The following is a 13,021-nucleotide window of genomic DNA, read 5'->3' as shown; positions in this document are numbered from 1 at the left end:
CAAATGCGACTTAAGGGAAGATTTTGGTTTGTTTCTATACGATTGTAATATTTATGTTTTTGTGTTTTTACTGATGAAGTTGCCTTTGTCTTCGGCCTTATGGCGCAGATTTCAGGCCGTCTGAAATCAAGATACAGAGGGATAAGGCAATGGTATGGGTATGCTTTAAATTAGGGTTTGAGTGGGTTTGACTGTATTTTTGGCATAAAGTGCCAATTGTGTTATAAATGTTAAACTTTAATGCTGTTTTTGTGAGGTGTGCATGAAAACCTCGCCGACAAATGATTTTTTATTTTAGAATGTAAGACTTTTTTAACATATCTTTAAATTGAAGGAACGGATATGGCAAGTGGCAATCCGCTTTTGAACGCGCTCAACAGCGTCAGCCTGGTGGCACAAATCGCCATCGGCTTGGTTTTAGGTATTCTTGTGGGTGCAGTTGCGCCGCAAGTCGGTATCAGCGCAGGACTGCTGGGCAGCCTGTTTGTCGGTGCGCTTAAGGCTATCGCGCCGATTTTGGTATTTGTTTTGGTGACTGCCGCCATTGCGCAACACCAAAAAGGCAATCAGGCCCACATCAAACCGATTTTGATTTTGTATATTTTCGGTACGTTTGCAGCGGCTGTGGTGGCGGTTGTCGCCAGCATGGCATTCCCGACCACGCTGATTCTGCGTGCGGCCGGCGATGTATCCGTTGCACCGCCTTCCGGCATTATCGAAGTGTTGAAAACGCTGCTGATGAATTTGGTGGCCAACCCGATTAATGCGCTGGCCAATGCCAACTATATCGGCATTTTGGCTTGGGCCCTGATATTGAGTGCAGCTTTGCGCCATCACGGTTCGGATACGACCCGCCAAGTGGCGGCTGATTTGGCCGATACCGTTTCGACCGTTGTGAAATGGATTATCCGTTTTGCGCCGCTGGGTATTTTCGGCTTGGTGTCCTCTACCATTGCGGAAACCGGTTTTGAAGCGCTTGCCGGCTATATGCAGCTGTTGGCCGTATTGCTCGGCTGTATGCTGTTTATTGCGTTGGTGGTCAATCCGATTATTGTGTGGACGCAAATCCGCAGCAATCCTTTCCCGCTGGTGTTTACCTGCCTGCGCGAAAGCGGCGTGTATGCCTTCTTCACCCGTTCTTCCGCCGCCAATATCCCTGTGAACATGGCATTGGCGAAAAAACTGGGTCTGCACGAAGACACTTACTCTATCTCCATTCCATTGGGTGCAACCATCAATATGGCCGGTGCGGCCATCACCATTACCGTTTTGGCGATGGCTGCGGCGCACACGCAAGGCATTACGGTTGACTTCGCCACCGCCTTGCTGCTGAGCCTGGTGGCTACCGTCAGCGCGTGCGGTGCATCCGGTGTGGCCGGCGGTTCGTTGCTGCTGATTCCTTTGGCGTGCAGCCTGTTCGGTATCGACAACGATGTGGCCATGCAGGTGGTTGCCGTCGGTTTCATCATCGGCGTGATCCAAGACTCTGCAGAAACTGCGTTGAATTCTTCCACCGACGTTTTGTTTACTGCCGCTGCCGATTTGGGTCGTCAACGTAAAGAGTAGTTTTTAGGGTTAAGCCCAATCCGGCAAAGGCCGTCTGAAAAGTTTCAGACGGCCTTTGTTTTGGGCAAAGAAAAGGGATTTTTAGATGGCCAAGCCGATAGATTGGTTTGGTCGGACTGACGGTATCTGCTGTCATCAGTCGGATTTTTCCCGTAAAATACAGCCTTGAATGTATTTGAGTTATCCTTTTCAGACGGCCTGGCCGTCTTATCAAATTTGCAAAAACAATGATTAAAAAAATATTCTCATGGTTCGAGTCCCGCATCGACCCTTATCCCGAAGCTGCCCCGAAAACGCCAGAAAAAGGGTTGTGGCGGTTTATTTGGAGCAACATTGAAGGCGTGCGCAAATGGATCGCCGTGTTGGCCGTGTTTACGGTCGGCGTCGGCATCATGGAAGCCTTGATGTTCCAGTTTATGGGCAAGGTGGTCGACTGGCTCGGCACTTATACGCCGCAAACGCTTTTTGTTGAAAAAGGCCATGCATTAATCGGCATGATGGCCATGGTGGCATTTTTTGCCGTTTGGACCTTTTTCGCTTCCAATGTACGCCTGCAAACCCTGCAAGGCGTGTTCCCCATGCGTCTGCGCTGGAATTTCCACCGCCTGATGCTGGGTCAAAGCCTGGGCTTTTATCAGGACGAGTTTGCCGGCCGCGTGTCCGCCAAAGTCATGCAAACCGCGCTGGCGCTGCGTGATGTGGTGATGACCGTTGCCGATATGGTTGTGTATGTGTTGGTGTACTTCATCACTTCCGGCGTGATTCTGTCCTCATTCGATGCCTGGCTTATCGTGCCGTTTATCTGCTGGATGATTGGATTCGCGATGATTATGCGTTTCCTGATTCCTAAGCTCGGCAGAACCGCTGCGCGTCAGGCCGATGCGCGCTCGCTGATGACCGGCCGCATTACCGACGCCTACTCCAATATCGCCACCGTCAAACTCTTCTCCCACGGCGCACGCGAGGCCGCTTATGCCAAGCAGTCGATGGAAGAGTTTATGGTAACCGTCCATGCCCAAATGCGTTTGGCAACGCTGCTGCACACCTGCAGTTTTATCGTCAACAGCTCGCTGACCGTCGGCACGACCGCCTTGGGTATTTGGCTTTGGTATCACGGCCAAGTCGGCGTGGGTGCGGTCGCCACCGCTACGGCCATGGCATTGCGCGTGAACGGTTTGTCGCAATACATCATGTGGGAATCCGCCCGATTGTTTGAAAACATCGGTACCGTCAACGACGGCATGGCCACCCTGTCCAAACCCCACACCATCCTCGATAAGCCGCAAGCCCTGCCGCTGAAAGTTACCCGAGGCGAAATCAAGTTTGAACACGTCGATTTCTCCTACGAAGCAGGCAAACCGCTCCTCAACGGCTTTAACCTGAACATCAAACCCGGCGAAAAAGTCGGCTTGATCGGCCGCAGCGGCGCGGGCAAATCCACCATCGTCAACCTACTCCTGCGCTTCTACGAACCGCAAAGCGGCACGATTTCGATCGACGGCCAAAACGTGGACAGCGTGACCCAAGAAAGCTTGCGCGCCCAAATCGGTCTGGTGACGCAAGACACTTCCCTGCTGCACCGCTCCGTGCGCGACAACATTATCTACGGCCGCCCCGACGCCACAGACGCCGAAATGATTTCCGCCGCCGAACGCGCCGAAGCCGCCGACTTCATCCCCAACCTTTCCGACGCCAAAGGCCGGCGCGGTTATGACGCACATGTCGGCGAACGCGGCGTGAAACTTTCCGGCGGTCAGCGCCAACGCATCGCCATCGCCCGCGTTATGCTTAAAGACGCGCCGATTCTGTTGCTTGACGAAGCCACCAGCGCGCTCGACTCCGAAGTCGAAGCCGCCATCCAAGAAAGCCTCGACAAAATGATGGAAGGCAAAACCGTGATTGCCATCGCCCACCGCCTCTCCACCATCGCCGCGATGGATCGCCTCATCGTCTTGGACAAAGGCCGCATCATCGAAGAAGGCAGCCACACCGAGTTGCTCGAGAAACAAGGCCTGTACGCCAAACTTTGGGCACACCAAAGCGGCGGTTTCTTGAGTGAGCATGTCGAGTGGGAAAACAATTAAACGCTTTGAAAGAAGATAAAAGGCCGTCTGAAAACATTTTCAGACGGCCTTTATTCATGAAGCAAAGGGCAGGCGGGATAACCGCCCTTTTCAGTTGAAACCTTAGTTTTTTACAGCCCCAGCGACCAAGCATTTTGGTGTTCGGACAAATCTTCCAAGCGGTTTTCGTAATGGGCGAAGATTTCTTCGATGATTTCGTCTTCGTCGTCGATGACGCGGATCAGGTTCAAGTCCTCTTCCAAAATCAGGTTTCTGCCCAGCAACTGCTCGCGTATCCAGTCCAACAGTCCCGCCCAAAATGCTTTGCCTACTAAGATAATCGGGCGGTCGGGCGTTTTGCCGGTTTGCACCAAAGTCAGGCTTTCAAACAATTCGTCCAACGTGCCGAAACCGCCGGGCATGACGACATACGCCACGGCGTGTTTGACGAACATGACTTTGCGCGGGAAGAAGTGTTGGAATTTAATCGACAAATCTTGATACGGATTGGCTTTTTGTTCGTGCGGCAACACGATATTCAGCCCCACCGCCGGACTTGCGCCTGCAAACGCGCCTTTGTTGGCCGCTTCCATAATGCCCGGCCCGCCGCCGGAAATCACGGAAAATCCGGCATCCGACAGCTTGCGTGCCAAGCGCAATGTGAACGCGTAGTCGGGATGGTTTCCAGGTGTACGCGCGCTGCCGTAAATGCTGACGGCCGGCTGAATGGCGCGCAATTCTTCGCCGGCTTCGACAAATTCGGAAATAATCTTCAATACATGATACGACTCGCGCGCCTGAATATCGCGGCGTGTTTCGTCGGGCAGCATGGGTTTGGGCAGTTTTTTGAGCAGGCTCACGGCTTTTCCTTCGTGTTTTTATGTGCCGTATTGTAACCCGAAAGGGGCGGGCCGTCTGAAAGTCGGGTTTCGGCGGCAAGTGTGCCTGCTACATTTTCAAAAGCCCGTTACAATATCTGCTTTTATTCCGACTGCTCCGCCATGCTCGATATTATCCACCGCGACAGCCGCACCATCGCCGTCAACAAACCTGCCGGAATGCTGGTGCACCGAAGCTGGTTAGACAAACACGAAACCCGTTTTGCCGTGCAGACCCTGCGCGACCAAATCGGGCAACACGTCTATCCCATCCACCGCCTCGACCGCCCGACTTCCGGCGTTTTGCTGTTTGCCCTCGATACGGAAGCCGCACGATTATTAACGCAGCAGTTTGAAAACAAAACCATCGAAAAAACTTATTGGGCGATTGTTCGAGGTCATCTGCCTTCAGACGGCCTGATTGATTACGCCCTCAAATATATGCCCGACAAAATCGCCGAAGCGCAGACCGAAGCCACTTTGCAGGAAGCGCAAACCGCCTACCGCTGTCTGGCGCAAACCGAGTTGCCGTTCCAATCCGCCCTGCGTTACCCGACCTCTCGTTATTCGTGGGCCGAACTCACGCCGCACACCGGCCGCAAACACCAACTCCGCCGCCATATGAAACACATTTTCCACCCCATCGTCGGCGACACCAACTACGGCGATTTGCGCCAAAACCATGCCGTTGCCGAACATATCGGCACGCAACGCCTGATGTTGCACGCGCGAAGCCTCAGTTTTCAAAGCATAGGAGACGGCAGCCGGATGACCGTACAAGCACCGATAGACTATGACTGGCAGCTTTGGTTGGAAAAATTCAAAACCGAGGCCGTCTGAAAACCCAAACCGCACATTTTCAGACGGCCCGGTCATGGAAAAAAACAGGCAAATCCCTTACAATACGCCCCTAAAATTTTGAAAGAACACAAGAATCATGGAAGCCGAAGTAATCAACCAGCTTAACAACACCCTAAACGACTTGGAGAAGCGCAGCGAAGACATCCGCGTCTACATGGACTATCAAGGCAAGAAAGACCGATTGGAAGAAGTCATCGGCCTCTCCGAAGACCCGGAACTCTGGAACGACCCCAAACGCGCCCAAGAAATCGGCAAAGAGCGCAAAATCCTCGAAGGCATCGTGTTGACGCTCGACAACATCGCCTCAGGCATCGAAGACAACCGCATGCTGATCGAAATGGCCGTTGAAGAAAACGACGAAGAAGGTTTCGCCGCCGTGCAGGAAGATGTAGCCGGTTTGGAAAAACAAATGGCCGACCTCGAATTCAAACGAATGTTCAACCAGCCTGCCGACCCGAACAACTGCTTTATCGACATCACCGCAGGCGCGGGCGGTACCGAAGCCGAAGACTGGGCGGGCATGCTGTTCCGCATGTACAGCCGCTACGCCGAGCGCAAAGGCTTCAAAATCGAAATCCTTGAAGAAGACGACGGCGAAATCGCAGGCATCAACCGCGCCACCATCCGCGTGGAAGGCGAGTACGCCTACGGCCTGCTGCGCACCGAAACTGGCGTTCACCGCTTGGTGCGCTATTCGCCGTTTGACTCCAACAACAAACGCCATACGTCGTTCTCGTCCGTGTTTGTTTACCCTGAAATCGACGATTCCATCGAAATCGAAATCAACCCGGCCGACTTGCGCATCGACACTTACCGCGCATCCGGTGCCGGCGGTCAGCACATCAATAAAACCGACTCCGCCGTGCGTATTACCCACGAGCCGACAGGGATTGTGGTGCAATGTCAAAATGACCGCTCGCAACACGCCAACAAAGCCGCCGCGATGGAAATGTTGAAATCCAAACTGTACGAATTGGAAATGCGCAAACGCAACGAAGAGAAACAGGCGTTGGAAGAAGGCAAGTCCGATGTGGGTTGGGGCAGCCAAATCCGTTCGTACGTCTTGGACTCCTCGCGCATTAAAGACTTGCGCACAGGCTACGAAGTCGGCAACACCAAAGCCGTATTGGACGGCGACTTGGACGGCTTCATCGAAGCCAGCCTGAAACAAGGTGTGTAAACCGTAAGAGATAAACAGGCCGTCTGAAAGATTTCAGACGGCCTGTTTGTTAGTAACTATACCTACGACTACTGAAAAAATTAAATTGAAAAAAAAATCTAAATCTATAAAATATAGAAACGGAAATAAAAGTCCGTGTATCTGAAAACTTAAGTATAGAATGGAGCAATAATGGCAAATAATCAGACAGGCAACAGTAACCCAAACTGGCCAAGCAAAACAGGTAATCCGTCAGGCGGCGGACGTGGTAACAATCCCCCGTCAGGTAGCGGAAAATCTGGTGGGGGCAAAAAATAAACAATTTCTTTAAGCCCTACTTTTTTAAGTAGGGCTTTATTTTATCTGTTATTTGTATCACATAGTTTTCAGGCAGCCTGAAACTACTCTAAAGTCTTATCAGCCTAAATGGAATACCGAACGCAGTAAATATATCCGTTTTCGGCCACATGAAAAATACAATATAGAAAATCTAAAAATTAATGGGTTTTTGAATATGTAGGGCATGACGGAGATGGCCGCGATATCCTTGTTATGTAGCTATTGAGTTCTTTTTAGATACGAATCTTAATCTTTCTGTAAAAATATGCTTTTTAATGTTTTGCAAATGCAAAGATTGGCGGTAATATATAGTTTCTATAAAAATGATTGGTAGGTGCAATAGGCCGTCTGAAGCCTGATCCTGTCCAATATAATTAGGAGAACTTATTAAATGTCCGGTCAAAAGCTGTCTTCTGCCGAGAAAACTTTCTTCGGCCATCCTTTGCAATTATCCACCCTATTCCATATTGAGCTGTGGGAGCGTTTTTCCTTCTACGGTATGCAGGGCATCCTGCTGATTTATCTGTATTACACCGCGAGTCAAGGCGGTTTGGGTATGGATAAAGCCTTGGCCGGCGGCATTGTCGGCGCGTACGGCGGCAGCGTTTACCTGTCCACCATTCTCGGTGCGTGGTTGGCCGACCGCATTTGGGGTGCGGAGCGTACCCTGTTTATCGCCGGCATCGTCGTGATGACCGGCCATATTTTATTGGCGATCGTACCGGGTTTGATGGGATTGCTGCTGGGCTTGGTGTTTATCGCGCTGGGTAGCGGCGGCGTGAAATCGTCTGCCGGTTCGATGGTCGGTTCTTTGTATGAACGGGAAGACCTGCGCGAATTGCGTGATGCCGGTTTCTCTATTTTCTATATTTCTATCAATATCGGCGGCTTCTTAGGCCCGTTGTTGACCGGTATTTTGCAAGACAGGATGGGTTTCCATTACGGTTTCGGCGCGGCGGCCGTCGGCATGGCATTCGGCCTGCTGTGGTATTCGCGCGGCCGTAAAAACCTGCCGCATACGCCGGTTCCCAATCCGTTGCGTCCTGAAAAGGTGCAGACCGCCATGGCTGTCGGCGTGTTGCTGGTTTTGGTGTTGGGCAGCGTGATTGCTTCCGGCGCGCTCACCCTTGAAAACTTCTCCCGCTGGCTCTTGGGTGTGGTTATCGTTACCGTCGTCGCTTATTTCGCGCGCCTGTTGGGCAGCAGTCACGTTGAAGCAGCCAATAAACGCTATATTGTGGCCTATATTCCGCTGTTTTTGACCATTTGTATGTTCTGGGCGGTTTGGTTTCAGGTGTACACCGTTGCGACGGTCTATTTTGACGAAACGGTGGACCGTACTTTCTTCGGCTTTACCGTGCCTGTTTCATGGAAAGATTCGATACAGGCCATGTGGGTGGTCCTCTTTTCCGGCGTGATGGCGGCGGTGTGGACGAAAATGGGCAAACGCCAACCTAAAACGCCGTTGAAGTTTGCACTGGCCATGTTGGTAACCGGCGTCTCTTATTTGAGTTTTATTCCGTATATTTCATCCGGAACCCCGATGCCGATTATCGTGTTTATGCTGGTGTTGCTGGCGATTACGATAGGCGAGCTGATGCTGTCGCCGATTTCGCTGTCGTTTTCTACCAAAATCGCACCGAGCATGTTTAAAACACAAATGGTTGCTTTGAATTTCTTGGCATTGTCCATCGGCTTTACCTTGGGCGGAGTGTTGTTTAAAGACTACTACAATGCTCAGTCGCCATTGGACTTCTACTGGATGCTGGCCACCATCGGCGCGGTAACCTGCGGTATCCTGTTGGTACTCGCCCCGGTATTGAACCGCATGCTCAAAGGTGTCGATTGATTTTTCCATTTAAATGGATGTGATGTACGCAGGCCGTCTGAAAATAATCTATTTCAGACGGCCTCATGCTTTATTGGGAATTGGAAAGAGGGTGGATTCGGGGCATAAATCGGATAGGCGGAGAATCCGAATGAAATGATACATGATTAAACCGAAATTAAAATTTGGAAATATTAAATACAAATAAGAATTGTTCTCATAACTTTATTGAATTTATTGAGGTTTTTTTGCTGATTTGCTGATATTTACCTTTAAATGGCTTTTGAAATTCGATAAAATGGTAATCTATTTTTAAGATTTGTCTGTCAACCAGTTAGGTACGACCATGTTGGCCAGTTATTTTCCCGTCCTCGTATTCATCCTCGTCGGCCTTGCGGCCGGTGTGCTGTTTATCCTGCTCGGCACGATTTTGGGTCCGAAACACCACTACGCCGAGAAAGATGCGCCTTACGAATGCGGTTTCGAAGCCTTTGAAAACGCAAGGATGAAATTCGACGTACGTTATTACCTCGTCGCCATCCTCTTTATCCTCTTCGATTTGGAGGTTGCGTTTATGCTGCCGTGGGCAGTGGTATTTAAAGAATTGGGTACATACGGCTTCTGGTCTATGCTGGTGTTTATCGTCGTTTTGACGGTAGGCTTTGTTTACGAATGGAAAAAAGGTGCGCTGGAATGGGAATAGAAGGCGTTTTGAAAAAAGGTTTCATCACCACCAGCGCGGATACGGTGCTGAACTATATGCGTACCGGTTCGCTGTGGCCGGTTACTTTCGGTTTGGCCTGTTGCGCCGTGGAAATGATGCACGCGGGTATGGCGCGTTATGACCTTGACCGTTTCGGTATCATTTTCCGTCCGTCCCCCCGTCAGGCCGACCTGATGATTGTGGCGGGTACGCTCACCAACAAAATGGCGCCCGCACTGCGCCGCGTGTACGACCAGCTTGCCGAGCCGCGCTGGGTATTGTCTATGGGCTCGTGTGCCAACGGTGGCGGCTATTATCACTATTCTTATTCCGTCGTGCGCGGTGCCGACCGCGTCGTGCCGGTAGATGTTTATGTGCCGGGTTGTCCGCCGACTGCGGAAGCCCTGATTTACGGCCTGATTCAGCTCCAACAAAAAATCAAGCGCACTTCCACCATCGCGCGTGACGAGTAAGGAGAGGACGATATGGCAAGCATTCAAAACTTATACGAGACCGTCGTCGGCGTGCTCGGCGAGCAGGCAAGCAAAGTCATTTCCGCTTTGGGCGAGATTACCGTCGAGTGTCTGCCCGAACACTATATTTCAGTCATGACCGCATTGCGCGACCATGAAGATTTGCATTTCGAGCTTCTGGTTGACTTATGCGGCGTCGATTACAGCACTTACAAAAATGAAGTATGGCAGGGCAAACGCTTTGCCGTCGTCAGCCAGCTGCTTTCCATTAAAAACAATCAACGCATCCGCGTACGCGTCTGGGTTTTAGACGACGACTTCCCCGTGGTCGAATCCGTAGTCGATATTTACAACAGCGCGGATTGGTACGAACGCGAAGCCTTCGATATGTACGGCATCATGTTCAACAACCATCCCGACCTGCGCCGCATCCTGACCGATTACGGCTTTGTCGGACATCCGTTCCGCAAAGACTTCCCGATTTCCGGCTATGTCGAAATGCGTTACGACGAAGAGCAAAAACGCGTGATTTACCAACCCGTTACCATTGAGCCGCGCGAGATCACGCCGCGTATCGTCCGTGAGGAGAATTACGGTGGCCAATAAATTAAGAAACTACACCATCAACTTCGGTCCGCAACACCCTGCGGCGCACGGCGTATTGCGTATGATTTTGGAGTTGGACGGCGAACAAATCGTCCGTGCCGACCCGCATATCGGCCTCCTGCACCGCGGTACTGAAAAACTGGCTGAAACCAAAACCTATCTGCAAGCCCTGCCCTATATGGACCGCTTGGACTACGTTTCCATGATGGTCAATGAGCAGGCGTATTGTTTGGCAGTAGAAAAACTTGCCGGTATCGACGTGCCTATCCGCGCCCAATACATCCGCGTGATGTTCGCCGAAGTAACGCGCATCCTCAATCACTTGATGGGCATTGGTTCCCACGCCTTCGACATCGGCGCGATGACCGCCATCCTTTACGCTTTCCGCGACCGCGAAGAGCTGATGGACTTGTACGAAGCCGTGTCCGGCGCGCGTATGCACGCCGCCTACTTCCGTCCCGGCGGCGTTTACCGCGACCTGCCCGACTTCATGCCCAAATACGAGAGCAGCAAATTCCGCAACGCCAAAGTATTGAAGCAGCTCAACGAATCCCGCGAAGGCACCATGCTCGACTTTATCGACGCCTTCTGCGAACGTTTCCCGAAAAACATCGACACACTCGAAACCCTTCTGACCGACAACCGCATTTGGAAACAGCGTACCGTCGGCATCGGCGTTGTCTCTCCTGAGCGCGCCATGCAAAAAGGCTTTACCGGCGTCATGTTGCGCGGTTCGGGCGTGGAATGGGACGTGCGTAAGAAACAGCCTTACGAAGTGTACGACAAAATGGATTTCGACATTCCCGTCGGCGTCAACGGCGACTGCTACGACCGTTACCTCTGCCGTATGGAAGAAATGCGCCAATCCGTACGCATCATCAAGCAATGTTCCGAGTGGTTGCGTGTCAATCCGGGTCCGGTCATTACCACAAACCACAAATTCGCTCCGCCCAAACGTACCGAAATGAAAACAGGTATGGAAGACCTGATTCACCATTTCAAACTCTTCACCGAGGGTATGCATGTTCCCGAGGGCGAGACCTACACCGCTGTCGAACATCCGAAAGGCGAGTTCGGCGTTTACATCATTTCAGACGGCGCAAACAAACCCTACCGCCTGAAAATCCGCGCACCCGGCTTCGCCCACCTGCAAGGCATGGACGAAATGGCAAAAGGCCACATGCTGGCCGACGTCGTTGCCATCATCGGTACGCAGGACATCGTATTCGGGGAGGTTGACCGATAATGTTATCCGCAGAATCCTTAAAACAAATCGACATCGAGTTGGCAAAATATCCTGCTGACCAACGTCGCTCCGCCATTATGGGCGCATTGCGTATTGCCCAGACCGAAAAAGGCTGGCTTGCTCCCGAGACCATCGCTTTTGTCGCAGACTATATCGGCATCTCGCCTGCGCAAGCCTACGAAGTCGCTACTTTCTACAATATGTACGACCTTGAGCCTGTCGGCAAATACAAACTGACCGTCTGCACCAACCTTCCTTGCGCCCTGCGCGGCGGTATGGATACCGGCGAATATCTGAAGAAAAAACTCGGTATCGGCTACGGCGAAACCACGCCCGACGGCAAATTTACCCTTGTCGAAGGCGAATGCATGGGCGCATGTGGCGACGCACCGGTCATGCTGGTCAACAACCACAGCATGTGCAGCTTTATGACCGAAGAAGCAATTGAGAAAAAATTAGCAGAATTAGAATAGATCGTCTGAACATATTCGGTTTGTAATCAAACTTACTAGTTATTCCAAAATTTTAAAGTAACAATAAAAAGGGAAGCGGTTAATGAAAGGGATAATTGTTAAGTGGGATGATGAAAAAGGTTATGGTTTTATACGGATAGATGGTAGTAAACAAGAAATTTTCTGCCATATTTCTGACTTTTCCCAAAGAAGCCCTCGTCCTGAACTTAATGAGGCGGTTGGCTTTGAAGTATCTTCTAACGGAAAAGGAAAAAATGTTGCTAAACAGATTCGTTACTTGAATCGTGAGGCAAGAGATTTTAAGCAGAATCATAACCATTGTTCGAGTGCAAAGAAAAAATCATTTTTTGCCTTAGATACGTCGTCTTCCATATTGACGAAATTGGTAGGGTTGGCACTTTTCGGGTTAATTGGTTATCAGATATATCAATTCGCCGCAGCAAAATTAGTTCCTAAACAAACTAATGCACCAGTAGAGCTTAATGATCCAGCTGCGATACAAGCTAAAAAAAGCAATAGTAATAAATATCGTTGTGATGGTAGGCAATATTGTTCCCAGATGGTGTCATGTGAAGAGGCTAAATGGTTTTTACAGAATTGTTCTGATACCAAAATGGATGGTGATGGTGATGGTATTCCATGTGAAGATAAATGCGGTGGATGGTAATAACTTCAGCAAAGTAGGCTAGGTCTACAACCATGAAAACGAAACACAAGGTCGTCTGAAATATCAATTTTATAAACCAATATTTTTATTTAGTCGGCATGTAATCGATATACAAAGGTATATTAGGCCGTCTGAAACAACGGCTGCAACTTATACGAA

The 13,021-nt window shown here is 50.6% G+C and carries 12 protein-coding genes; 11 read left to right on the top strand and 1 reads right to left on the bottom strand.

All coding sequences use genetic code 11. The annotated features are described in order from the left end of the window. Window positions 1-342 precede the first annotated feature (342 nt). Window positions 343-1,566, top strand: a complete 1,224-nt coding sequence (sstT, locus tag RRV97_RS09130; protein WP_315611340.1) for a serine/threonine transporter SstT — start codon at window positions 343-345, stop codon at window positions 1,564-1,566. A 227-nt stretch (window positions 1,567-1,793) separates the two neighbouring features. Then, the gene (locus tag RRV97_RS09125; protein WP_315611339.1) at window positions 1,794-3,650 is read left to right on the top strand and encodes an ABC transporter ATP-binding protein; all 1,857 of its coding nucleotides are present in this window, start codon (window positions 1,794-1,796) and stop codon (window positions 3,648-3,650) included. Between the two features lie 110 nt (window positions 3,651-3,760). Here RRV97_RS09125 and RRV97_RS09120 read toward each other — a convergent pair whose 3' ends face one another. Next, window positions 3,761-4,489 (bottom strand): TIGR00730 family Rossman fold protein, encoded by a 729-nt coding sequence (locus RRV97_RS09120; RefSeq protein ID WP_315611338.1) that lies wholly within the window; start codon window positions 4,487-4,489, stop codon window positions 3,761-3,763. 141 nt (window positions 4,490-4,630) lie between these two features. On the opposite strand from RRV97_RS09120, the gene truC reads away from it, so the two are divergent. From truC to RRV97_RS09075, 9 genes are all read left to right on the top strand, one after another. Continuing rightward, the gene (gene truC, locus RRV97_RS09115; RefSeq protein ID WP_315612257.1) at window positions 4,631-5,347 is read left to right on the top strand and encodes a tRNA pseudouridine(65) synthase TruC; all 717 of its coding nucleotides are present in this window, start codon (window positions 4,631-4,633) and stop codon (window positions 5,345-5,347) included. Between the two features lie 97 nt (window positions 5,348-5,444). Further along, window positions 5,445-6,548, top strand: a complete 1,104-nt coding sequence (prfB, locus tag RRV97_RS09110; RefSeq protein ID WP_039407069.1) for a peptide chain release factor 2 — start codon at window positions 5,445-5,447, stop codon at window positions 6,546-6,548. Between the two features lie 709 nt (window positions 6,549-7,257). Further along, a complete protein-coding gene (locus RRV97_RS09105; protein ID WP_003747865.1) occupies window positions 7,258-8,715 on the top strand; it encodes an oligopeptide:H+ symporter in 1,458 nt (485 codons plus the stop codon). Between the two features lie 325 nt (window positions 8,716-9,040). Next, on the top strand, window positions 9,041-9,397 hold the full coding sequence (locus tag RRV97_RS09100; RefSeq protein ID WP_003747867.1) for an NADH-quinone oxidoreductase subunit A: 357 nt from the start codon (window positions 9,041-9,043) through the stop codon (window positions 9,395-9,397). Then, window positions 9,388-9,870 carry a NuoB/complex I 20 kDa subunit family protein gene (locus RRV97_RS09095; protein ID WP_002215610.1) on the top strand — a complete coding sequence of 161 codons (483 nt, stop codon included), beginning with the start codon at window positions 9,388-9,390 and terminating at the stop codon, window positions 9,868-9,870. Before RRV97_RS09100 ends, RRV97_RS09095 begins: the two co-directional genes overlap by 10 nt. A 12-nt stretch (window positions 9,871-9,882) precedes the next feature. Continuing rightward, window positions 9,883-10,476, top strand: a complete 594-nt coding sequence (locus tag RRV97_RS09090; RefSeq protein WP_315611337.1) for an NADH-quinone oxidoreductase subunit C — start codon at window positions 9,883-9,885, stop codon at window positions 10,474-10,476. Continuing rightward, a complete protein-coding gene (gene nuoD / locus RRV97_RS09085) occupies window positions 10,466-11,722 on the top strand; it encodes an NADH dehydrogenase (quinone) subunit D (RefSeq protein WP_002231605.1) in 1,257 nt (418 codons plus the stop codon). Before RRV97_RS09090 ends, nuoD begins: the two co-directional genes overlap by 11 nt. Further along, window positions 11,722-12,195 carry an NADH-quinone oxidoreductase subunit NuoE gene (gene nuoE / locus RRV97_RS09080; protein WP_003750572.1) on the top strand — a complete coding sequence of 158 codons (474 nt, stop codon included), beginning with the start codon at window positions 11,722-11,724 and terminating at the stop codon, window positions 12,193-12,195. The genes nuoD and nuoE overlap by 1 nt, the downstream gene beginning before the upstream one ends. 82 nt (window positions 12,196-12,277) lie before the next feature. After that, window positions 12,278-12,862 carry a cold shock domain-containing protein gene (locus RRV97_RS09075; protein WP_315611336.1) on the top strand — a complete coding sequence of 195 codons (585 nt, stop codon included), beginning with the start codon at window positions 12,278-12,280 and terminating at the stop codon, window positions 12,860-12,862. Window positions 12,863-13,021 lie beyond the last annotated feature (159 nt).

The organism is Neisseria sp. DTU_2021_1001991_1_SI_NGA_ILE_055, from assembly GCF_032342915.1.
In the GTDB taxonomy this organism is placed as follows: Bacteria; Pseudomonadota; Gammaproteobacteria; order Burkholderiales; family Neisseriaceae; genus Neisseria.
Note: the sequence above shows the minus strand (reverse complement) of the source record. Positions and strands in the feature narration are given on the sequence as shown.